The sequence below is a fragment of the Amycolatopsis lexingtonensis genome (genome assembly GCF_014873755.1).
GTDB classification, from domain to species: Bacteria; Actinomycetota; Actinomycetes; order Mycobacteriales; family Pseudonocardiaceae; genus Amycolatopsis; species Amycolatopsis lexingtonensis.
Window position 1 is genome coordinate 379,338 of record NZ_JADBEG010000001.1, and the last position, 20,395, is coordinate 399,732.

The following is a 20,395-nucleotide window of genomic DNA, read 5'->3' on the forward strand; positions in this document are numbered from 1 at the left end:
AGTGTCGTCCCCGCCGGCCCGCCACGGACGGGTGACCACCCCCGCTACACGATGCCCGCGCCGATCAACTGCTCCCAGATGACGCTCTGGTCGACGACCTCGACGCCGAGTTTCTCCGCCTTGGTCAGCTTGCTCGCCCCGACGTCGGCGCCGGTGATGAGGAAGTCCGTGCTCGCCGAAACCGACGAAGCCGTTGTGGCGCCCGCCTTTTCGCAGTGACGCTGGAACGTCGGGCGGGGCACCTTCTCGCCCGACCGCGGGTCGCTGATCGCGCCCGTCACCACGACCGTCTTGCCCGCCAAGGGCGCGCCGGCCGCGACGACCGGGGGCAGGTCCTCTTCGCGGACGTCCAGGGAGACACCCGCTTTCCGCAGCCGTTCGAGTTCGGGACGCAGCCGGGTGAGGTGCTCGATCAGCGACGCCGCCACCTTCGGGCCGATGTCCTCGACCGCCACGAGCCCTTCCTCGCCCGCGTCGGCGACGTCTTCCAGCGAACCGAAACCCGCGCGGCACAGGCGGGCCGCGGTGCCTTCGGACGCCATCGGGATCGCCAGCCCGATCAGCGCGCGGCGGAGGCCGACCGCGCGGCTCGCGTCGATCGACTCGATCATCCGCGTGGCCGAGACCTCGCCGACGCGGTCGAACTCCAGCAGCCTTTCCTTGGTCAGCCCGTAGAAGTCCGACGGGTGCTCCAGGATTCCCGCCTCCGCCAGGCGTTCGATCCAGACCCCGCCGATGGCGTCGATGTCCGCCGCCGCGCGCGACGCCCAGTGGATCAGCCGGCGGACGGTCTGCGCGGGGCAGGAAACGTTGGTGCAGAACAGTTCGCGGCTGTTGCCCTGCTCGGTCAGCGGCTGCCCGCACGACGGGCAGGCATCCGGCGGGATGATCTCCCGCTCGGCGCCCGTGCGCTTCGACGCGTCGAGCACGCCGGCGACGAACGGGATGACGTCCCCGGCGCGGCGCACCAGCACGGTGTCGCCGATCTTGATACCGCGGGCGCGGATCACCTCCTGGTTCGCCAGTGTCGCGCGGGTGACCGTGGTGCCGCCCACGAACACCGGCTCCAGCCAGGCCACCGGCGCGATCTTGCCGGTCTTGCCGACGTCCCAGACCACATCGGCCAGCACGGTGGTCTTCTCCTCGGCGGCGAACTTGAACGCCAGCGCGCCGCGCGGCGAGCTCGACCGGGTGCCCGCCGCGGCGTACGCGTCACGATCCGCCAGCCGCAGCACGGCGCCGTCGAGGTCGTAGTCCAGCTCGTTGCGCTGCTGCTCGATGGTGGTGATCGCGGCCTGCGCGGCTTCCGCGTCGGCGCAGTGGCGCATGTCGGCCGCGGTGAACCCGAGCGCCACCAGCGCCCGCTCGAGGTCGGTGGCCGCGCTGTCGGGATCGGTGTGCAGGTCGAAGGCGAAGAACCGCAGCCGCCGCTCGGCGACCGTCGCGGGATCCTTGGCGCGCAGCGTGCCCGCGGCCGCGTTGCGCGGGTTGATCAGCGGCTTGTCCGGGTGCGCGGTGTTGTACGCGGCGAACGTCGACCGCAGCATGACGGCCTCGCCGCGGACCTCGACCCGGCCCGGCGCGGCCACCCGGTCGGGGATCCCGTCGGTCAGCGCCCGCACCAGCCTCGTGACGTCGTCACCCGTCGTGCCGTCGCCGCGGGTGACCGCGCGCGCCAGCCTGCCGTTCTCGTAGACGACGGCCAGCGAAAGCCCGTCCAGCTTCGGCATGACCACGACCGGCTGGCCGGGGAAGCGGTCGAAGAACGCGGCGACCTGCTCGGGCTTGGTCGCCTTCTCCAGCGACAGCATCGGGCGCGAGTGCCGGATCGGCGCGTGCAGCACCGCGGGCGCGCCGACCTGCTCCAGGGGGTTCGGGTCGGGCGCGAGCTCCGGGTTCGCCTCGATCAGGCTCCGCAGCTCGTCCTCGATCGCGTCGTACTCCGCGTCCGCCACCGACGGCGAACCGCGGTAGTAGGCGTCGCGCAGCGCCACGACGCGGTCGGCGAGTTCCTGGATGCGTTCCTGAGCGTTCACGGGGAGGACGTTACCGGGCACCACCGACAAAACCGGGACCGTGCTGGAGGAGCTCCAGGCTTACGATGACGATCATGCGATTCGCCATCAAGACTTCGCCGCAGAACACCGAATGGGCGGACATGCTCGCCGTGTGGCAGGCCGCCGACGAGATCGAGCTGTTCGAATCCGGCTGGACCTTCGACCACTTCTACCCGATCTTCTCCGACTCGACCGGGCCGTGCCTGGAAGGCTGGGTGACGCTCACCGCGCTCGCGCAGGCCACGAAGCGGTTGCGGGTGGGCACCCTGGTCAGCGGCATCCACTACCGCCACCCCGCGCTGCTGGCGAACATGGCCGCGACGCTCGACATCGTCTCCGGCGGCCGGCTCGAGATCGGCATCGGCGCGGGCTGGAACGAAGAGGAGTCCGGCGCCTACGGCATGCAGCTCGGCACGGTCAAGGAGCGCAGCGACCGGTTCGAGGAGGCGTGCGAGGTCCTCGTCGGGCTGCTGACGCAGGAGACCACGACGTTCCGGGGTGAGCACTACCAGCTCAAGGACGCCCGCTGCGAGCCGAAGGCCGTGCAGACGCCGCACCCGCCGATCTGCATCGGCGGCAGCGGCGAGAAGCGCACCCTGCGCACGACCGCGAAGTACGCCCAGCACTGGAACTTCGTCGGCGGCACGCCCGAAGAATTCGCCCGAAAGCGTGACGTCCTGCACGCCCACTGCGCGGACATCGGGCGCGACCCCGGCGAGATCATGCTGTCCTCGCACGTCCGGCTCGGCCCCGACGGCGACTACGCGAAGGTCGCCGCCGAGGCGGAGGCGCTCGGCGAGGTCGGGCTGGACCTGGCGATCGTGTACCTGCCGCCGCCGCACACCCCGGCGGTGCTCGAGCCGCTGGCGAAGGCGCTCGAGCCGCTGCGCTAAGCCGGGGTGCGCAGCGCCGCGACGGCCGCGGCGATGCCCCGCTCGTCGTAGCTGCCGGTCGGCAGGGTCGCGCTGTGGGCGTGGCGGACGATGCCGTCGGCGTCGACGAGGACGCTGCCCGACCGCTGCAGCGCGCCGAAGACCGCCTTGCCCAGGCCCACCGCTTCGTGGGGCGTGCCGTGGCGGCCGGTGACGACCGGGAACGGGACGTCGTGCTTCGCCCGCCACGCGGCCGCCGTCTCGCGGTCTTCGGGGACGGCGATGAGGACGCGGACGCCGTCGGCCGCGAGCGTCTCCGCGTTCGCGGCGAGGTCGCGGACGTGCCGTCGGCAGACCGGGCAGGTCGTCGACCGCATGAAGTAGAGCAGGACCGCGTGGCCGCCGAGGTCGACGGCGCGCCCCGCGGTGTCTTCGAGGTCCAGGGGCGGGACAGGGGTTCCGGGTTCGAGCACGTGCTGTCCTTTCGAGGTCACAGCCGGGCCCGGACGGCGGTCCGGGCCCGGTGCAGGTGGGACTTCATCGCCGCCGTGCTGAGGCCGAGCGCGTCCGCGACCGTCCGGCCGGGCCGGCCCAGGACGTCGCGCAGCACGAGCACCCGGCGCTGCACGTCCGGCAGCGCCTGGATCGCCCGTGCGACGCGCTCGGCTTCGAGCCGCTTGAGCGCTTCGTCCTCGGCCGATTCCGTGAGCCCGGGATCGGGTTCGGCATCGGTGTCGAGGAGCCGCCGGGCGCGGCGCAGGCACTCGTTCCGGACGATCCGGAACATCCAGGAGGCGAGCGCCGCCGTCGCGCGCAGGGAGCCGATCTTGCGGTAGAGGACGATCAACGCCTCCTGGGCCGCGTCCTCGGCGTCCTGCGGCGACGCGCAGAGGTGGTCGGCGAAGCGCCGCACATGCGGGTGCGCCCCGTGCACCACCGCGGTGAGCGACTCGAGGTCACCCCCTTGCGCAGCCTCCACGAGCTGCTCGCTGACCCACCCCATCCGGCACTCCCTCCCGGTACGACGACACCCATAAGAGGGCGCGTCCCGCCGAAAGGATTCACCCCGCCCAGTGGTGGATCGCGAACCGGCCGCCGTCGCGGCGGACCTCGGCCGCGCCCGGGCCCGCGAAGTGCGCCGGGACGACGAGTTCCCGGTGGTCCGCCGCCCGTTCGAGGATGGCGCGCCGGGTGACGGCGGCTTGCCGCGGGTCTTCGCAGAAGCAGCTGCTGTGCTCCGGTTCGAGGATCTGCACCGGGCTGTGCAGCAGGTCGCCGACGAACACCGCGCGGTCCGTGCCGGACGCGACGCGCAGCACCGACGACCCTGGCGTGTGGCCGGGCGCGGCCTCCAGGGTCAGGTTGCGGTCGATGCGGTGGCTGCCTTCCCACAGCACCGCGCGGCCGAGCACGGGCGCGACGCTGTCGGCGTAGACGAGCAGGCTGCCCTCGCGGCGCACCTGGTCGTGCTCGGTCTTCGGCGCGGGACGGCGGTGGGCGTTGCGCGGGTCGAAGTACACCTGGTCGGGGCGGGGGATCAGGTAGGTCGCCCGCGGGAACGCCGGCACCCAGTCGCCGTCGCGCAGCTCGGTGTTCCAGCCGACGTGGTCGTAGTGGATGTGCGTGTTGACGACGACGTCCACGTCCCCGGGCCGGACGCCGGCTTCGGCGAGGCGGTCGAGGAACGGCGTCGCCAGGTGGTCGAACAGCGGGATCTGCGGGCGGTCCCGGCCGTTGCCGACGCCGGTGTCGACCAGGATCACGCGGCCTTCGCTGCGGAGCACCCAGGTCTGGACCGCGCCGCGGTAGCCGCCGGTTTCCGGGTTCCAGTGGTCGGGCGCGAGCCAGCCGGCGTTGTCCGTCCAGAGTTCGGGCGGGCTGGGGACGATGGTCCGCGCCGGCGCGATCTCGCCCGCCCACTCGACGACCTTCACGACTTCGACTTCACCGATGTGCATACCACGACGTTAGGTCGTCGCTGTGAGCGTTCCAATGCGTGAAAAGCTCGATTCGATACGAGATCGGCTCTACGCTGAGCCGGTGGACCTCCTCAGCGACGCGATCGCCGCCGTGCGGATCGGGCAGCCGACGTCGAACCGGCTCAGTGCCGGGGCGGCGTGGTGCTACCGCTTCGCGCCCTATGACGGCGCCGGGTTCCACGTGCTGCTGCGCGGCAGCGGCTGGCTCGTCCCGGACGACGGCCCGCCGGTGCCGCTCGGGGCCGGCGACGCGGTGCTGGTCCCGCACGGGAGCCCGCACACGCTGTCGGCCACCCCGGACGCGACCGGCGCGGTGCCGTTCGAGACGGCGGTCGGCGAGCCGGGCGGCCGGACGGAGTTCCTGTGCGGCAAGTACCGGCTGGCGCGCGGGCGGCGCCACCCCGTGCTCGCGAGCCTGCCGGAGGTCGTCCACCTGCCCGCCGAGCCCGGCCGCCACCCCGAGCTGCGCGCGGCGATCGACCTGCTCGGCGCCGAGCTCACCGCGCGGCGCCCGGGCTCGGCCGCGGTCCTGACCGGGCTGCTGGACCTGCTGCTCGTCTACCTCGTCCGCGCCTGGCTGGCCGGTCGGCCGGAGGAGGGCTGGCCGCAGGCGCTGCGCGACCCCGAGATCGCGGCCGCGCTGGAGGCCCTGCACGCGGAACCGGCGGCGCCGTGGCGGATCGAGGACCTGGCCGCCCGCGTCGGGCTGTCCCGCGCGACGCTGGCCCGCCGGTTCACGGCGCTGACCGGGCAGCCACCGATGGCGTACCTGACGTGGTGGCGCCTGACGACGGCGGCCCGCCTGCTGCAGGACACGGAGCTGCCGCTGCCGTCGATCGCGGCGAAGGTCGGGTACGGCTCGCCGTTCGCGTTCTCGCACGCGTTCAAGCGGCAGTTCGGGATCGCGCCGGGCGGGTTCCGGTCGCGTTAGCGGGGACGCAGGCCGCGCAGCGCGGTGTCGACCACTCGGTCGGTGTACTCCGGCGTCAGCGGGCCGGTGCGCTGGAGCCAGCGGGTGAGCACCGGGCCCCACACCAGGTCGACGGCCACGTCGAGGTCGAGGTCCGCGGCCAGTTCCCCCGCCTCCTGGGCGCTGCGGAGCCGGGCCTTCTTCAGGTCGCGCATCGGGCCGTCCAGGCGCTTCGCGTAGTCCGCCGCCAGTGCCGGGTCGTGGACGATTTCGGTGTGCAAGGCGCGCATCGGCTGGTCGTAGCGCGGATCGTCGAGCTCGGTGATCGTGGCGCGCAGGACCAGTTTCAGGTCGGCGGCCAGGTCGCCGGTGTCCGGCAAGGCCGCGTCCTCGCCTTCGCCCGCGAGCGTCAGGAAGGCGTCGAACAGTAACGCGCCCTTCGACGGCCACCAGCGGTAGATCGTCTGCTTGCCGACTCCGGCGGCCTGGGCGATGCCTTCGATGCTGAGCTTCGCGTACCCCAGCTTCCCGGCGAGGTCCAGCGCGGCGGTGAGGATGGCGCGCCGCGCGGTTTCGCTGCGGCGGCTGGGGTCGGGGGCCACGCGCTCAACCTAGCACTCCGGCAAGACGAGACGGACCGTCTTGCCGATGTGCGCGAGTCGTGGCACTCTCGGTGAGTCGAGACGGGACGGTCCGTCTCGTGAGAGGAGATCCGATGGAAACCGCACGCGTCTGGTTCGTCACCGGGGCCGGCCGGGGGCTCGGCCGCGCTTTCACCGAAGCCGCGCTCGCCGCCGGTGACCGGGTGATCGGCGTGGCGCGCGACGTCTCGCCGCTGGCGGAAACCGCTGCCGCGCATCCGGACCGGCTGCTCGCGTTCCCGCTCGACGTCACCGATCGAGCGGCGGTCTTCGCCGCTGTCGACCGCGCCGCCGCGCACTTCGGGCGGCTCGACGTCGTTGTCAACAACGCCGGAGCGCTCTACGCCGGGATGATCGAGGAGTTCACCGAGGAGCAGGCCCGCGCGCAGCTGGACGTCAACTTCTTCGGTGCGCTCTGGGTGAGCCAGGCCGTCGTGCCGCACCTGCGGGCCCAGGGGAGCGGGCACATCCTGCAGATCTCGAGCATCGCCGCGCTCGGCGGCTTCGCCGGCACCGGGCTCTACAGCGCGAGCAAGTTCGCGCTGGAAGGGATGAGCGAGGCGCTGGCGGCGGAGGTCGCCGGGTTCGGGGTCAAGGTGACCATCGTCCAGCCCGGCGGTTACTGGACGGACCTCTACACCAGCAGCAGGGCGACCACGCCGGAACCGCGGTACGACGGGCTGAGGGAGGAACTCGCGAAGCAGTGGGCCGAAGGTTCGGTCGACAGCGAGCCGCGGCTGGCCGCCGAAGCGGTGTCGAAGCTGGTCGGGAGCGACGATCCGCCGCTGCGGCTGCTGCTCGGCAGCATGGTCTACGACCTCGCGTTCGACATCTCGCGGCGGCGCATGGACACCTGGGCGGGCTGGGAGGAGGTGAGCCGGGCGGCGGAGAAAGCGGTCCCGATGCCGGGCTGAAGCCCGGACCATGATCGGATGGCGGCATGCGGGTTCTCTCGGAAGAGCAGCTGGGTGCGGTGCTGGCGGGGGTGCCCGCGCCGGTGCCGCGGGCGGTGGTCAGCGGGAACTTCGCGACGCCCGCGCGGGCGCTGGGCGTCGTCGACGCGGCGCTCGCGGAGTACCGGCTGTTCGCGCTGAACGCGCAGGACGGCCTGCCGGACCGGCCGGGCGTGGTGCTCGAAACCCCGTTCGTCGGGCCGGGGATGCGCGGGCGCGCCGGGCTGCGGTACTTCCCGTCGCGGCTGTCGCTGGTGCCGCAGCTGCTCAAGCAGGCGCTGCCGCCCGACGTCGTGCTGGTGCACACGTCGGTGCCGGTCGACGGCGTGGTGTCGCTGGGCACCGAGGTCAACATCCTGCCCGCGGCGATCGAAGCCGCCCGGGCCCGTGGTGGCCTGGTGATCGCGCAGCTCAACCCGAACATGCCGTTCACGCACGGCGACGGCGTGCTGCCGCTCGACGAAATCGACTACGCGCTCGAGGCCGAAGAGCCGCTCCGGTCGCCGGTGCCTCGCCCTCAAGGCAGCACGGCCCGGGAGATCGGCGAGCGGGTGGCCGGCCTGGTCGCCGACGGCGCGACGCTGCAGCTGGGCATCGGCGGGATCCCGGACGCCACGCTGGCCGCGCTGACCGGCCGCCGCGGGCTGGCCGTGTGGTCGGAGATGTTCAGCGACGGCGTGCTCGCCCTCGACCGCGCCGGTGCCCTCGATCCGGCCGAGCCGGTGACGGCGTCGTTCGTGTTCGGCGGCACGGAGCTGTACAAGTGGATCGACCGCAACCCGCGGGTCCGGTTGCTGCGCACGGAAAAGACGAACGACCCCGCGGTGATCGCCCGCCAGCGCCGGCTGGTGTCGGTCAACAGCGCGCTGGAGATCGACCTGTACGCGCAGGCCAACGCGAGCCGGGTGCGCGGAGCGATCTATTCGGGCTTCGGCGGGCAGACCGATTTCGTGGTCGGTGCCCTGCATTCCCCGGGCGGCCGGGCGATCATCGCGCTGCCGTCGTGGCACCCCAGGGCGGACGTCTCGACCGTGGTGCCGCGGCTGGCCGGGCCGGTGACTTCGTTCCAGCACAGCTTTTTCGTGAGCGAGCACGGCGTCGCGGCGGTCTGGGGGCACGACGCCGGGGAACAGGCCCGGCAGATCGTGGCGCGGGTCGCGCACCCGGACGCGCGCGCGGAGCTGCGTGAGCGCGGGCGGGAACTGGGTTTCGCGCTGTAGCAGGGCCTTCGGGCTCCGTCGCGGAGGGTGGCCGGGCCTCGGCCGCACCCGGCCGGACGTCGGGGGCGGCCGGCCCGGGCCGGGGGCACCGGTGATCGGCCGCCGTCCCGGCCGGACCGCGTCGCGGCATTTCACGCGGCCGCGCGGGAATGGTGAACCTCGATTCCCCGATTCCGGTGATCAATGACCGGGGATTTCCGACGGTTACTCGATTCCGTTACGAACCCGGTCTCGTTTCACTCGATCGTGTAGTAGTGCTGCGAGCGTTGTCGTGCTTATTGGCGCGCAGTAGTGGGGAAGGTAGGGTCGCTCGGCGGAACGAACCCGAATGGCTGATGAACCAGAAAGAAATGACTTTTGGATTTCGAAGCATTGGCCACCCAACTGCGCGAACTCCGGGAAAACGTCGCCGGGGTGACCGGCACGGTGCTCGCCGCGGTCGACGGGATACCGATCATCGCCGACGCGGACGACCACCTCGATCCGGCGAAGATCTCCGCGCTCGCCGCCGCCGACCTGGGTATCGCGCGCCAGGCGGCCGAAATGACCGGGAAGGGCACGCTCAGCCAGACCGTCGTGTTCGGCAGCGAGGGCTACATGGCGGTCTACGCCGTGGGGCGGCTGGCGTTGATGGTCGTGCTGGGGGACAAGGGTCTCAACGTCGGGCGCCTGCTGTTCGAGGCCCGGCCCGTCATCGAGCGCATCGGCACCATCCTGGCCGCGTAGCGGAGAAGCCGCACAATGGAAGGAAGAAGCATGATGATGAACATCGACACCGCCCTCAAGGAAGCCATGTCCATCGCCGGCGCCGTCGGCGTCGCGCTGGTCGACTACGAAAGCGGGATGTCGCTCGGCACCAGCGGCGGCGGCGAGTGGCTCGACCTCGACGTCGCCGCCGCCGGCAACACCGAGGTCGTCCGGTCGAAACTGCGGGTCATGTCCTCGCTGGCGCTCAACGACACCATCGAGGACATGCTGATCACGTTGCACCGCCAGTACCACCTGATCCGGCTGATGAACTCCTCGCGGAATTCGCTGTTCCTCTACCTGGTGCTGGACCGGGAGCGGGCGAACCTGGCGCTGGCCCGGCACTACCTCAAACGGATCGAAGCCGACCTGCAGGTGTAGCCCGCGCACGCACGGGGAGGAGGCGGCGATGACCGGAGGCGGCTCTCGCGCCGCACTCGTCATCGGCTCGGCGTTCATGCACGACCTCGGTTCCCTGTTCCCGGTGACGATGAGCCTCGCCGGCGACGACCTGGCGTTCACCTTCGTGTCGTCCTGCCCCTCACCCGACGCCGTCGGGGAGTGGATCGGGCTGCGCTCGGGTGCCGTCGTGGCCGGCCGGGTCCTGCACTTCTTCGTCGACGCGAACGGGCGGCGGATCCGCGTCGAGCTGGCCGGAACCGCGGTCCGGGCCCTGATCGTGCTGGCGGACGAGGTGACCGCGGCGACGGTGCACGCGCCGTGGCTCGGCCGCTGGCAGGACCAGATGCCCTGCCTGGTGCAGGTCGCGATCGACGAGCTCGCCCGCCGGCTTTCGCGCTGCCGGCACCGGGCGGGCGGCGCCGACCCGCTGATCGACCTGCAGCTCGCCTACCGGCCCGACCAGGACTACCAGGCCCGGCTCGCCGGCGCGCACGAACGGGTGCGCGGCTTCATCGCGCCGGTCCGCCCGGTGCTGGCGATGCGCTGGCGCACGGCGACTTCGGCGCAGCGCAAGGCGTTCCTGGAGGAGCTCCCGGACGCGGTCCCCAACCGCAACTGGCTGCGCCGCCGCCGCACGGTGCGGTTGATGGGGCTGGAGGTGGAGGTGGCGTACTGAGCGGGCGGCGGGGTCAGGACGCCGGGAGCCCGGCGGCCGCGCGCACGGGGGCTTCGAAGATGTCCGCCATCCGGGCGTAGCCGACGTCGTTCGGGTGGAACCAGTCACCGGCGAGGCTGCCGCGCACCGGACCCAGCGCCGGGCCGCGCAGTTCGGCGAGGTGGACCTGCCCGCGGGCCGCGGCCGTCTCGACGAGGGCGTTGATCGCGCGGGCCTGGGTGTTGCCCCGGGGCAGGGTGGCGACCACCGAACACCCCGCCGGCAGCCGGGCGAGCAGTTCGGCGAACCGGGCCGGGGTGCCGCGGCGGCGGGCCGGGGTCAGCATGTCGTTCGCGCCCACCAGCAACGTCACCAGGGCCGGTGCCGACGGGAGCGCGAGCAGCCGGGGCAGCTGGCCGTCGAGGACGTCGGCGATCCGGGCGCCGGACGCGGACAGGTTGACCACCGCGAACGGCTCGCCGAGGCGGTCGTTCAGGCGGGGCACCCAGCCGCCGGTGACCGTCTCGGCGCCGATGCCCTGTGTCATCGAGTCGCCGAGCGCGGCCCACAGCGGCCGGCCGGAACCGACGGCCGTGCGCCCCGCCTCCGCCCAGGCCCGCGCGTACGGTTCTTTCTGCGCGCGGACCCGGCGGACACCGGGCAGCACGGCGGCGGCTACGTCGAGCAACACGGGACGTCCCTCCTCATCGCGGTCACCGGGATTCGGAGCCGGCCGCGCGTTGGATGGGACTCAGACGGGTCTGGCGGGCACGTCGGGTTCTCCGCCGCGGCGCTGGTACCCGGTCGGGCGACCCGGCAAACGGATTCGGCCGGAGCGCCGCGGGGTACTGACACCGTGACCCGAGACGGCGGAGGCAGTGGTGAACGACAAGCTGGAAAACAAGGCCGAAGAGCTCAAGGGCAAGGCGAAGGAAGCCCTCGGCAACGCCACCGACAACGAGCAGTGGCAGGCCGAGGGCCGGGCCGAGCAGGGCAAGGCCAACCTCAAGCAGGCCGGTGAGAAGGTCAAGGACGCGGTCAAGGGCGCCCTCGACTGACCACCGGGTCCGGCCACGGCCGTCGTGGCCGGACCCGCGGACCGGGCTACCGGGTGAACGTGAACCAGTTGATGTTGACGAAGTCCGACGCGCTGCCGGAGAACGTCAGGTACAGGTCGTGCACCCCGGTGGCGGCGGCGACGATGTTGGCCGGCACCGTCTGCCAGTTCTGCCAGCCGCCGTTGTTCGCGAAGTCGATCTCGGCGAGGACCGGGCCCGTGACGCTGTCCAGCCGGGCCTTGATCGCGCCGCTGACCCCCGCCGCCGCGCCGGAGGCGAGGCGGGCGACGAACTGGTTCGGCGAGCTCGAGCCGAAGTCGACGCGGGCGTACTTCAGCCAGTCGCCGTTCGCGATCCAGCCGACGTCGACCCCGCCTTCGCTGCACGACTCGTTCTGCGTGCCGCTCTGGGCGTTGTAGGCCTCCGCCTGGATGGTCGAGTACGCGCTCGTGCCGCCGCTGCCGGGCGGGGTCGTGCCGCCGCCCGCGCCCGGGCCGAGGGAGACCGTCCACGACGTCGGTGCCGGGTCCTGCAGGTGGCCGTCGACGGGCTGGGCGCCGGTCGGGCCCACGTCGTCGTACGGGAAGGCGTAGCCGATCGACGCGTACTGGTGCACCAGGCGGGCGTAGTGGTTGGTGGTGGCGTCCTTGTAGTAGTCGGCCGGCGCGACACCGTCGGGCTGGTTGTTGCCGCCGGACACCAGCAGGCTGCTGCGGTTCAGCGCCGCGGCGAGGCGGGCGGCGACCGCGCCGCGCGCGTCCGCGCCGGAGTTGTAGAGCGGCCCGCTCGCGCAGCCGAAGATGTCGACGGCACTCGGCTTGGTGAACGGCACGCCGTTGGTGTTCAGGCCGGCGAACACGATCGCGTCGCCGCTGACCGTGCCGGTGTAGGAGCCGATCCCGCCCTGTCCGTTGATGGTCAGCGGCGTCGAGCGGTAGTGGTCCCAGACGGCGTTGAGGTAGTTGGTCCAGTAACCGCCGAAGTCGACGGGGGAGTGGCCCGGCGCGAGCACCCGCACCACCTTGCCGGAACTGTCGGTGACGACCAGCCGGTCCCACGGCGCGCCGTCCGCGTTGTGCTGGGCGCGCAGCCCGTCCGCGATGCTCCCGAGTGCGCCGTTCGGCAGCGGGCTGACCGACTGCGAGCCCGCCGCGCCGGTGGTGGCCATCGACACCGGCAGCGCGACCATGTCGACGTAGCTGATGTTCGCGTAGAGGTTCGCGCTGTTGTAGGTGAACTCGCAGAACGTCCAGTTCGTCTGCCAGTTCGGGTCCGAGCTGGTGAAGCCGGGCTGGACGAGGCCGGGGCCCGGGTTGACGAAGAACTGGATCTTCTTGTCGACCGAGAACCAGACCCGGCCGCCGATGAGGTAGTCGGTCAGCGTCACCGTGAGTTGCGAACCCGAGCCGCCGAGCGGGATCGAGTAGTCCGGGATCGGCGTCACCGGCGACGACGGGTTTGACAGCGCCTGGAACCGGCCGTCGGCGGTGACGAAGCCGGGGCGGCCCGAGGTGTCCGCGCCGCTGATGTAGGCGTAGACGGTGCCGCTGCCCGAATTGTTCTTCAGCGTCAACGGCAAGGCCGCGGCGGCTCGGGCGCGGGGCGCGGTGGCAGCGGACCACAGCGGCGTGCTCGCCGCGGCGACCAGGCCCGCGGTGACGAAGGTACGCCTCGACAGCATGGCACCTCCTCGGGAAGGGCGGGGTTCGCGGGGCAGGGCGCCGCGCGTCCGCCGGACAGAGTGACCGGACCGTAGGTACGGGGTTCGGGGCCGGTCAATATCCGGTGGGGGCGGTTGGGTACTGACGGCCCTCGACGCTGCCCTTTCGCCGCCCGGACCAGTGATCCCGGTGGTCCGGTCTTTGTCCACTGTGGACGCTGACCGACCGCCTTCGTGCCCGGACGCCGTGACCACAGTGGACACTCCACCGGCAGGCTGAGCGGCTCCCGGGCCGGCAGGAGCGAAATCCTTCGCGTGCTCGTGCGCCCCCGGCGTGCTTGACTGGGGGGTGACGGGCCGGCCGCCCGGCCCGGGACAGGAGGAGGGCGTCATGTCCTCGGACCGGCACGGGCCGTCCGCTGTCCGGCGGCAGGCGGCGAAGGAGATCCTCGCGGTCGAACGCTCGGAGCCGCGGCCGGGCTGGCTGGTCGTCACCGCGGTCGGGGAGATCGACGCGGTGTCCGTGCGGTTGCTGCAGCGCGCGACGTGGCAGGAGGCGGCCACGGTCACGGTGGTGGACCTGTCCGGGGTGACCCTGCTCGGTGCGGCCGGGTTGCGGGCGCTGGCCCAGGCCGACCGGCGGGCGCGGGCGGATGGCGGCCGGTTGTGGCTGGTCGTGCCGCCGCACCCGGTTTCGGTCGCCTTGTCGATGTTCTGGCCCGGTGCGCGCGTCCGCGGGTTCGCGACGCTGGCGGAGGCACTGCGGGCGGACCCCGGATGAGCACGGGGCCGGACGACCGGGCGGTGTTCGTGATCGAGCCGGACGGCGTGCCGCCGCTCAGCGCGCTCCGGTGGTGGACCGCGCGGGTGCTGCCGCTGCTGGGCGCGGACCACCTGTGGGCGGTGCACATGGTCGTGACCGAGCTCGCCACGAACGCCCACGAACACGGCACCGGCCGGGTCACGGTCACCGCTTCGGCCGAGCAGGTCCCGTGCTCGGCGTTGCTGGAGGTGCACGACGACGGCGGCGAGCGCCCGGTGGCCGCCGAGCCCGGGCCCGGCACCGCGCACGGCCGGGGATTGGTCCTGGTGCGCGGCCTTTCGCGGGCGTGGGGCGTGCGCGGCACCGGGGTCGGGAAGACGGTGTGGGCGCGGATCGACTGCGGGAGCGGGACGATCGGGCCGTGCCCGGTGCGGCCGGAGCCGATCGCGATGGATCCGGAGCCCTGCTGACCCGCGGGGCCGGTCAGCTGGGTGCGTCGGTGCGGCGTTCGGTGGTCAGGACCGCCCAGACCGCCTTCCCGCCGGACCACCGCGGGCTGCTTCCCCACCGCTGCGCCGAATGCGCGACGAGGTGCAGGCCCAGCCCGGCGGAACCCGGGCGGGGCCGCGGGGACAGCACGGCCGGGTGCGGGTCGTCGTCGAGCACCGCGATGGTCAGCCGTCCGTGGCGCAGGTCCAGCCGGAGCGTGGCGGCGGACGTCGTGTGCTGGATCGCGTTCGTCGCGAGCTCGCCGGCGACGAGGATGCCGTCGTAGACGAAGTGCGTGACGTCCCACTCCGCGCACGCCCGGCGCACGGCGGCCCGCGCGACCGCCGGGGCTTCGCCGCCGCGGGGCAGGACCAGCTCCGCCTGGCGCCGGGCCGGTTTGCCCAGCGCGCGTTCCGCGCTGCGGACGTCCTCGCCGAGCGCGGCTTCGCGGTGGATCCCGTGCTCCCGCAACGCTCGCGCGTGATCTGCGGTGCCGGTGGCCAGCGCGAGCGGAATCCCCGGCCAGATCCGGATCCGCCGGGCGACGTGCGCGAACACCCCGACCGGCGCCACCTCGCTGAAGTCGAGTTCGCCGACGCCGGCGATCACCGCGTCCGGGCCGTCGGCCGCGATTTCCAGCAGGCCGTCGCGCAACCGCCGGTAGCTGCCGAGGTGCAGGCCGCCCGTGACGGTGACCAGGGTGTAGTGCGGCCGGGGAGCGACCTCGAGGTCGAGCGTCCCGTGCATCGTCTCTCCTCCGCCGAGAACCCGGTACCACAACGCTAGGACCGGACCGGCGCCCGCGGAAGGCCCCACAGGTGGGTGAGGTTCGGGCACGCGGGTGGACCCCGAACCTACTCGCTGGTAGGTTACCGCCGTCGAGTGATCCACTTCATGATTCAAAGGGGAGTCATGATCCGCAAGCACGCCCGTTTCCCGGCCCTCGCCGCCGCGCTCGCGCTGGTCTTCACCGCCGCGCCGGCGACCGCGGCCGACGCCCGGTCGTCCGATTCCTTCTACTCCTACGACGGCAGCGCACCGCTGTCGTCGTACGCGCCGGGGACAGTGCTCAAGACCCGGACACTGGCCTACCACGTCGTCGGCCTCGCCACGCCGGTGCAGGCCGTGCAGCTGCTCTACCGCACCACCGACGCGCAGGGCCGGCCGTCGGCCAACGTCACCTCGGTGGTCCGCAGCATCACCGGCGACCGCACGAAAGCCGTTTCGTACCAGTCGGCCTACGACTCGCTCGACCCCGCCGACTCGCCGTCGCGCGCGATCGCCGGCGACGTCACGCTCGGCGGGCTCCTGCCCAACGGCGAGTCGCTGCTGCTGCTCCCGTCGCTCCTGCTGGGCTACAACGTCGTCGTGCCCGACACCGAAGGGCAGACCGCCGACTTCGCCGCGGGGCCGGAGTACGGCACCACCACCCTCGACTCGATCCGCGCCGCGACGAGCTCGGCCGCCACCGGGATGGACGACCACACGAAGTTCGGCCTCCTCGGCTACTCGGGCGGGGCCATCGCGACCGGCTGGGCGGCGGCGCTCGCGCCGAGCTATGCCCCTGACGTCAACAAGAACCTCGTCGGCTTCACCGAAGGCGGGGTGCTCGTCGACCCCGCGCACAACCTCAAGTACGTCGGCGGCAGCCCGGTGTGGTCCGGGGTCATCCCGATGGCGCTGATCGGGGTCGCGCGCGGGTTCGGCATCGACCTGCGGCCGTACGCGAGCGAGTACGGGCTCAAGGTGCTCGACGAGCTGGAGCACGCGTCGATCATCACCGCGCTGGGCCGGTACCCGGGCCTGACGTGGCAGAAGCTGGTGAAGCCGGAGTACGCCGACCCGAATTCGGTGCCGCCGTTCGTCGCCGCGGTGAACCAGGTCAACATCGGTTCGGCGCCGACGCCGTCGGTCCCCGGTTTCATCGCACAGGGCAACGCCGGGTTCCTCGAAGGGACCACGAGCAACGTGCCGGGCATCGGCACCGGGGACGGCGTGATGGTCGCCGGTGACGTGCGGGCGCTGGCCCGCCAGTACTGCGCGACGGGCAACGACTCCATCAAGTACGTGCAATACGACGCGCTCAGCCACGTCGGCGGCGCGGCGGCGTGGGCGCCCGCGGCGATCGGCTGGCTCGCCGACCGGTTCGCCGGCAAGGCCGCGCCGTCGAGCTGCGGGCACATTCCGGCGGGGAACTCGCTCGCGCCGGAAGAGCCGGCCTGACCCGCTCGCCGTACCCGGCCGGACGACCGGTCCGGCCGGGTACGGCGCCGCGGTCAGTCCCGGTCGAGCCCGCCCGGGCCGAACACCTCGTAGCGGATGCGGTCCGCGGGCATTCCCCGCCGCAGCAGGCCCGCGCGGATGCCGTGCATGAACGGCAGGGGGCCGCACAGGTAGGCGGTGGCGTCCGCGGGCAGCGGCAGCGCGTCGACGTCCATGCGGCCCGGCCGTGAATTCCCGTCGTGGCCGGATTCGTACCAGTACAGCTCTTCGGCGCCGGCCAGCCCGGTCGCGATCTGGGCGCATTCGCGGCGCAGCGCGTGGTGGGCGGGGGAGCGGTCGGCGTGGGCGAGGACGACCCGCCGGGTCGGCTGGGTCCTGGCCAGGTGGTCGAGCAGCGCGGCCATCGGGGTGATCCCGATGCCGGCGCTGACGAGCAGCACCGGTCCGTCGCCCTCCTCCAGCGTCGTCTCGCCCGCGGGCGGCCCGAGCCGCAGGACGTCGTCCTCGGTCACCTCGTCGTGCAGGTAGCCGGACACCGCGCCGCCGTCGGCCCGGCGGACCGTGATCCGCAGCGAACCGCGCCCGGGGCCCTGGGACAGCGAGTACTGGCGGGGCTGGCGGTGCCCGCCGGGAAGGTCGACCAAGACCGAGACGTACTGGCCGGGAGCGAACTCCGGCACGGGCCCGCCGTCGTCGGGCACCAGGGTGAACGAGACCGCGTCGACGGCCTCGTCGAGGCGCTTGGCCACCCGCCAGCGCCGCCAGACGTCGGCGGGGTCGAGGTCCCCGCGCTCGTAGAGCCGGGCTTCGGCGGCGATCAGCCGGCAGGCGAGCAGCCAGTAGACCTCCTGCCAGGCGCCCGCGACCTCGGCCGTGACCGCGTCCCCGAGCACCGTGCCGACGGCGGTGAGCAGGTGGTGCCCCACCAGCGGGTACTGCTCGGCCCGGATACCCAGCGAAACGTGCTTGTGGGCGATCCGCTCGGCGATCCGGTCGAACGGCGCCGCGTCCTCGCCGAGCAGGTGGCCGGCGAACTCGACGACGGCGGAGGCCAGCGCGAGCTTCTGCCTGCCGTCGGCCTGGTTGCCCTGGTTGAACAGGTCGAGCAGGTCCGGGTGCGCGGCGAACATCGAGGAGTAGAACTCGCCGGTGATCGCCACGGCGTTGGCGCGCACGACGGGCAGGGTGGCGCGAACCACCGCGGCGGATGCGGGGGACAGCAAGGAGATCTCCTTCGGGGCAGCGGGAGTGCTGTCCCCGATCGTGCCCGGCCGTCCCGAGCCGCCCTAGGGATCTTCGGGCCCGGGAGTGAGGACCTTGGTCATCGGCGGGATTCGGCCGATCGGCTCAGTCCGCCGCGATCGCGCGGCGCCCGGCGTCGAAGCTCCGCAACGCCGACCCGACCGCCGCGGCGACGGTCGCCTCGAAGATCTCGTCTTCGCGGTAGCCGGCGGCCTTCAGCGCTTCGACGTCGGCGTCGGTCACCCGGTAGGACGCCTCCCGGACGGTCGTGACGTAGGAGTGCAGCGGCTCCGGGACGTCGTCGCCGAGCCGGGCGGCCGCGGCGGCGAGGTCCGTGCGGGGGCCGTCGGCGAGCAGGAACCCCGGGAAGCGGTAGCCGAACCGGTGCAGCGACCGCGTTCCCGTCTCGAGCTGGCCCTCCCGCAGGACGAAGCCGAACGCGTTGGCGAGCCGGTTGACGACGTTCCACACGAGGTTCACCCGCAGGGCCTCTTCGACGGCGTGCGGCGGCAGCCCGGCGACGGCGGCCGCGTCGACGTGCTCCGGGTCGCGGCTGACGCGCTCCAGGAAGGCGCGGACGGCCCGCAGCTCCGGCCGGGCCGACGCCGGGTCGTCCGGGTCGAGCTCCCCGGTGCCCGCGATCCGGACCAGCTCGGCGTGCGTGACCACGCAGAACGGGCACTCGTGCACCTGAGCGGTGGCCATGGCGAGGTATTCGCGTTCGGCCGCGGTCCAGTACGACGGGCCGCGCATCGCCGGCGCGGTGAGCTCCAGCAGCGCGCGGGCGAACACGCCCGGCCGGTAGAGCAGCAGCTTGACGATGTCGGGGGTGGCCACGCCCGACCGTTTCGCGGTGAGGCCCATGAACAGCTTCGCGCGGCGGCGGTGGCCGTGGTCGAGAATGGACAGTCTCATGTGGACTCCGTGGGGTCGGTGGCGCGCAGCCGGCCGGCGAGGTAGCGCCGGTCGGCGGGCGTGGTGGCCAGGTCGTGGGCGCGCCGGTACGCGGCCGCCGCGTCGGCGGTGCGGCCGAGACGGCGCAGGAGGTCCGCGCGGGCGGCGTGCAGCAGGTGGTAGTGGCCGAGGCCCTCGATCCGGTCGACGAGCGCGAGCCCCTCGGCCGGGGTGGTGGCCATGGCGACGGCGACGGCGTGGTTCAGCGCGACCACCGGGGACGGGGCGAGCGCCAGCAGCTGTTCGTACAGGCCCGCGATGCCCGCCCAGTCCGTCCGGTCCGCCGACGGCGCCTGCGCGTGCAGCACGGCGATGGCGGCCTGCAGCTGGTACGGCCCGGGTGCGCCGAGGCGCAGCGCCCGGTCGAGCAGCACGACGGCTTCGGCGATCCCGGCGCGGTCCCACCGCGTCCGGTCCTGGTCTTCGAGCAGGACGACGTCGCCGTGCTCGTCGTAGCGCGCGGACGCCCGCGAGTCCTGCAGGAGCAGCAGCGCGGCCAGGCCGAGCGCCTCCGGTTCGTCCGGCATCAGGGCCGCGACGAGCTTGGCCAGCCGGACCGCCTCCCGCTGCAGCTCCCGGTACTCCGGCCGGCCGCCGCCCGCGGTGTAGCCGTGGGTGAAGATCAGGTAGACGACCGCGAGGACGCCGTTGAGCCGTTCGGGCAGGAGGTGGTCGGCGGGGACGGCGAGGCTGATCCCGGCGTCGCGGATCTTGCGCTTGGCCCGGACCAGCCGCTGGGCCAGCGCCGCTTCGCCGACCAGGAAGGTCCGGGCGAGCTGCCCCGCGGTCAGCCCGGCCACGGCGTGCAGCGTCAGCGCGATCCGCGCTTCTTCGGACAGCGCCGGGTGGCAGCAGGTGAAGATCAGGCTGAGCCGCTCGTCGCCGACGGCGAGCAGGCTGCTCTCCCCGGTGTCCATCGACGTCACCTCCGGCCCCGGGCCGAGTTCGGCGAGCTTCTCCCGGCCCCGGCGGGCCCGCCGGAGCCGGTCGATCGCGCTGTTGCGGGCCGCCGTCAGCAGCCAGGCGACCGGGTCGTCCGGTCCGCGCCCGTCCCACTTGCGCAGGGCGAGCGCGCACGCGTCCTGCAGCGCGTCCTCGGCGAGTTCGAAGTCGCCCAGGACGCGGACCAGCGCCGCGAGCATCCGGGACCGGTGCTCGCGGTAGGTCGCCCGGAGGAGGGAAGCCGGGGTCATCCGCGGTGGTCGAGCCCCGGCACGCCGGCGATCGGGCGGACCTCGATCGAGCCGTCCGCGGCCATCGGGCACAGCGCGGCCAGCTCCAGGGCCTCGTCGAGGTCGCGGCAGTCGAGGACGTAGGTGCCGCCGAGGTGCTCGTGGGTCTCGGGGTACGGGCCGTCGGTGATCAGCGTCCTGCCCTCGCGGACGGCGACGGTGGTCGCGGTGTGCTCGCGCTGCAGCGGGTGCCCCGCGACGAACACCCCGCGCCGGCGGCACTCGTCGGCGAAGGCGTTCACCCGGGCGAGCGCCTCCGGGAAGCGCGGGTCGCCGGGCTCCGGGCGGTCGCAGTCGTAGATCAGCAGCATGTACTGCACGGGGTCCTCCAGCCGGTC

23 protein-coding genes are annotated in these 20,395 nt (G+C 73.1%); 11 read left to right on the forward strand and 12 right to left on the reverse strand.

Going from position 1 to position 20,395, the window contains the following annotated elements; all coding sequences use genetic code 11:
• Positions 1-44: 44 nt before the first annotated feature.
• Positions 45-2,036: an NAD-dependent DNA ligase LigA gene (gene ligA, locus H4696_RS01790; RefSeq protein ID WP_086864034.1), complete on the reverse strand. Its 1,992-nt coding sequence runs from the start codon at positions 2,034-2,036 to the stop codon at positions 45-47.
• A 74-nt stretch (positions 2,037-2,110) separates the two neighbouring features.
• Between ligA and H4696_RS01795 the strand changes: the two genes are divergently transcribed.
• Positions 2,111-2,950, forward strand: a complete 840-nt coding sequence (locus H4696_RS01795) for an LLM class F420-dependent oxidoreductase (protein WP_169735147.1) — start codon at positions 2,111-2,113, stop codon at positions 2,948-2,950.
• On the opposite strand, the gene H4696_RS01800 is transcribed toward H4696_RS01795, so the two are convergent.
• From H4696_RS01800 to H4696_RS01810, 3 genes are read right to left on the reverse strand one after another with little or no spacing between them, the layout of a single operon-like run.
• Complete coding sequence (locus H4696_RS01800) at positions 2,947-3,402, reverse strand: peroxiredoxin family protein (RefSeq protein ID WP_086864020.1); 456 nt, start codon at positions 3,400-3,402, stop codon at positions 2,947-2,949. The two genes, H4696_RS01795 and H4696_RS01800, sit on opposite strands and share 4 nt — an antisense overlap.
• Positions 3,403-3,419: 17 nt before the next feature.
• Positions 3,420-3,932, reverse strand: a complete 513-nt coding sequence (locus tag H4696_RS01805; RefSeq protein WP_086864021.1) for an RNA polymerase sigma factor — start codon at positions 3,930-3,932, stop codon at positions 3,420-3,422.
• A gap of 58 nt (positions 3,933-3,990) precedes the next feature.
• Positions 3,991-4,887 (reverse strand): MBL fold metallo-hydrolase, encoded by an 897-nt coding sequence (locus H4696_RS01810; protein WP_086864022.1) that lies wholly within the window; start codon positions 4,885-4,887, stop codon positions 3,991-3,993.
• Positions 4,888-4,969: 82 nt separating this feature from the next.
• On the opposite strand from H4696_RS01810, the gene H4696_RS01815 reads away from it, so the two are divergent.
• Positions 4,970-5,839, forward strand: a complete 870-nt coding sequence (locus tag H4696_RS01815; protein WP_086864023.1) for an AraC family transcriptional regulator — start codon at positions 4,970-4,972, stop codon at positions 5,837-5,839.
• Here the strand turns inward: H4696_RS01815 and H4696_RS01820 are convergent.
• Positions 5,836-6,420, reverse strand: a complete 585-nt coding sequence (locus H4696_RS01820) for a TetR/AcrR family transcriptional regulator (protein WP_086864024.1) — start codon at positions 6,418-6,420, stop codon at positions 5,836-5,838. The two genes, H4696_RS01815 and H4696_RS01820, sit on opposite strands and share 4 nt — an antisense overlap.
• A gap of 113 nt (positions 6,421-6,533) precedes the next feature.
• On the opposite strand from H4696_RS01820, the gene H4696_RS01825 reads away from it, so the two are divergent.
• From H4696_RS01825 to H4696_RS01845, 5 genes are all read left to right on the forward strand, one after another.
• Positions 6,534-7,373, forward strand: a complete 840-nt coding sequence (locus H4696_RS01825) for an SDR family oxidoreductase (protein ID WP_086864025.1) — start codon at positions 6,534-6,536, stop codon at positions 7,371-7,373.
• Positions 7,374-7,399: 26 nt separating this feature from the next.
• Complete coding sequence (locus H4696_RS01830; protein WP_086864026.1) at positions 7,400-8,632, forward strand: acetyl-CoA hydrolase/transferase family protein; 1,233 nt, start codon at positions 7,400-7,402, stop codon at positions 8,630-8,632.
• 357 nt (positions 8,633-8,989) lie between these two features.
• A complete protein-coding gene (locus H4696_RS01835) occupies positions 8,990-9,358 on the forward strand; it encodes a roadblock/LC7 domain-containing protein (RefSeq protein ID WP_086864027.1) in 369 nt (122 codons plus the stop codon).
• Positions 9,359-9,394: 36 nt separating this feature from the next.
• Positions 9,395-9,760: a hypothetical protein gene (locus H4696_RS01840; protein WP_169735148.1), complete on the forward strand. Its 366-nt coding sequence runs from the start codon at positions 9,395-9,397 to the stop codon at positions 9,758-9,760.
• A gap of 28 nt (positions 9,761-9,788) precedes the next feature.
• Positions 9,789-10,457, forward strand: coding sequence for a hypothetical protein (locus H4696_RS01845; RefSeq protein ID WP_086864028.1), 669 nt, complete (start codon positions 9,789-9,791; stop codon positions 10,455-10,457).
• Between the two features lie 13 nt (positions 10,458-10,470).
• Here the strand turns inward: H4696_RS01845 and H4696_RS01850 are convergent, their stop codons facing one another.
• Positions 10,471-11,127 carry an SGNH/GDSL hydrolase family protein gene (locus tag H4696_RS01850; RefSeq protein ID WP_086864029.1) on the reverse strand — a complete coding sequence of 219 codons (657 nt, stop codon included), beginning with the start codon at positions 11,125-11,127 and terminating at the stop codon, positions 10,471-10,473.
• 190 nt (positions 11,128-11,317) lie between these two features.
• Between H4696_RS01850 and H4696_RS01855 the strand changes: the two genes are divergently transcribed.
• A complete protein-coding gene (locus H4696_RS01855; RefSeq protein ID WP_086864036.1) occupies positions 11,318-11,494 on the forward strand; it encodes a CsbD family protein in 177 nt (58 codons plus the stop codon).
• 46 nt (positions 11,495-11,540) lie between these two features.
• On the opposite strand, the gene H4696_RS01860 is transcribed toward H4696_RS01855, so the two are convergent.
• Entirely contained in the window at positions 11,541-13,175 is a 1,635-nt protein-coding gene (locus H4696_RS01860) for a beta-1,3-glucanase family protein (protein WP_086864030.1), read from the reverse strand.
• Positions 13,176-13,545: 370 nt separating this feature from the next.
• Between H4696_RS01860 and H4696_RS01865 the strand changes: the two genes are divergently transcribed.
• The gene (locus tag H4696_RS01865) at positions 13,546-13,935 is read left to right on the forward strand and encodes an STAS domain-containing protein (protein ID WP_086863725.1); all 390 of its coding nucleotides are present in this window, start codon (positions 13,546-13,548) and stop codon (positions 13,933-13,935) included.
• Positions 13,932-14,387, forward strand: a complete 456-nt coding sequence (locus H4696_RS01870) for an ATP-binding protein (RefSeq protein ID WP_086863726.1) — start codon at positions 13,932-13,934, stop codon at positions 14,385-14,387. The genes H4696_RS01865 and H4696_RS01870 overlap by 4 nt, the downstream gene beginning before the upstream one ends.
• A 13-nt stretch (positions 14,388-14,400) precedes the next feature.
• On the opposite strand, the gene H4696_RS01875 is transcribed toward H4696_RS01870, so the two are convergent.
• On the reverse strand, positions 14,401-15,153 hold the full coding sequence (locus H4696_RS01875) for an ATP-binding protein (protein ID WP_086863727.1): 753 nt from the start codon (positions 15,151-15,153) through the stop codon (positions 14,401-14,403).
• Positions 15,154-15,318: 165 nt separating this feature from the next.
• On the opposite strand from H4696_RS01875, the gene H4696_RS01880 reads away from it, so the two are divergent.
• Complete coding sequence (locus H4696_RS01880; protein ID WP_086863728.1) at positions 15,319-16,629, forward strand: lipase family protein; 1,311 nt, start codon at positions 15,319-15,321, stop codon at positions 16,627-16,629.
• 53 nt (positions 16,630-16,682) lie between these two features.
• Here the strand turns inward: H4696_RS01880 and H4696_RS01885 are convergent, their stop codons facing one another.
• The 4 genes from H4696_RS01885 to H4696_RS01900 all read right to left on the reverse strand — a co-directional run bounded on the left by H4696_RS01885 (position 16,683) and on the right by H4696_RS01900 (position 20,368).
• Positions 16,683-17,852, reverse strand: a complete 1,170-nt coding sequence (locus H4696_RS01885; protein WP_086863729.1) for a globin domain-containing protein — start codon at positions 17,850-17,852, stop codon at positions 16,683-16,685.
• 124 nt (positions 17,853-17,976) lie between these two features.
• Positions 17,977-18,786 carry a carboxymuconolactone decarboxylase family protein gene (locus H4696_RS01890; protein WP_086863730.1) on the reverse strand — a complete coding sequence of 270 codons (810 nt, stop codon included), beginning with the start codon at positions 18,784-18,786 and terminating at the stop codon, positions 17,977-17,979.
• Positions 18,783-20,018, reverse strand: coding sequence for an RNA polymerase sigma factor (locus H4696_RS01895; protein ID WP_086863731.1), 1,236 nt, complete (start codon positions 20,016-20,018; stop codon positions 18,783-18,785). The genes H4696_RS01890 and H4696_RS01895 overlap by 4 nt, the downstream gene beginning before the upstream one ends.
• The gene (locus H4696_RS01900) at positions 20,015-20,368 is read right to left on the reverse strand and encodes a YciI family protein (RefSeq protein ID WP_225956122.1); all 354 of its coding nucleotides are present in this window, start codon (positions 20,366-20,368) and stop codon (positions 20,015-20,017) included. The genes H4696_RS01895 and H4696_RS01900 overlap by 4 nt, the downstream gene beginning before the upstream one ends.
• Positions 20,369-20,395 lie beyond the last annotated feature (27 nt).

Excerpts from the sequence above, each read along its gene's own strand:
- H4696_RS01805 (WP_086864021.1), bottom strand. The coding sequence starts at position 3,932 with ATGGGGTGGGTCAGCGAGCAGCTCGTGGAGGCTGCGCAAGGGGGTGAC.
- H4696_RS01795 (WP_169735147.1), top strand. The coding sequence starts at position 2,111 with ATGCGATTCGCCATCAAGACTTCGCCGCAGAACACCGAATGGGCGGAC.
- H4696_RS01870 (WP_086863726.1), top strand. The coding sequence starts at position 13,932 with ATGAGCACGGGGCCGGACGACCGGGCGGTGTTCGTGATCGAGCCGGAC.
- H4696_RS01860 (WP_086864030.1), bottom strand. The coding sequence starts at position 13,175 with ATGCTGTCGAGGCGTACCTTCGTCACCGCGGGCCTGGTCGCCGCGGCG.
- H4696_RS01865 (WP_086863725.1), top strand. The coding sequence starts at position 13,546 with ATGTCCTCGGACCGGCACGGGCCGTCCGCTGTCCGGCGGCAGGCGGCG.
- H4696_RS01890 (WP_086863730.1), bottom strand. The coding sequence starts at position 18,786 with ATGAGACTGTCCATTCTCGACCACGGCCACCGCCGCCGCGCGAAGCTG.
- H4696_RS01880 (WP_086863728.1), top strand. The coding sequence starts at position 15,319 with ATGATCCGCAAGCACGCCCGTTTCCCGGCCCTCGCCGCCGCGCTCGCG.
- H4696_RS01900 (WP_225956122.1), bottom strand. The coding sequence starts at position 20,368 with ATGCTGCTGATCTACGACTGCGACCGCCCGGAGCCCGGCGACCCGCGC.
- H4696_RS01840 (WP_169735148.1), top strand. The coding sequence starts at position 9,395 with ATGAACATCGACACCGCCCTCAAGGAAGCCATGTCCATCGCCGGCGCC.
- H4696_RS01825 (WP_086864025.1), top strand. The coding sequence starts at position 6,534 with ATGGAAACCGCACGCGTCTGGTTCGTCACCGGGGCCGGCCGGGGGCTC.
- H4696_RS01810 (WP_086864022.1), bottom strand. The coding sequence starts at position 4,887 with ATGCACATCGGTGAAGTCGAAGTCGTGAAGGTCGTCGAGTGGGCGGGC.
- H4696_RS01845 (WP_086864028.1), top strand. The coding sequence starts at position 9,789 with ATGACCGGAGGCGGCTCTCGCGCCGCACTCGTCATCGGCTCGGCGTTC.
- H4696_RS01895 (WP_086863731.1), bottom strand. The coding sequence starts at position 20,018 with ATGACCCCGGCTTCCCTCCTCCGGGCGACCTACCGCGAGCACCGGTCC.
- H4696_RS01875 (WP_086863727.1), bottom strand. The coding sequence starts at position 15,153 with ATGCACGGGACGCTCGACCTCGAGGTCGCTCCCCGGCCGCACTACACC.
- H4696_RS01830 (WP_086864026.1), top strand. The coding sequence starts at position 7,400 with ATGCGGGTTCTCTCGGAAGAGCAGCTGGGTGCGGTGCTGGCGGGGGTG.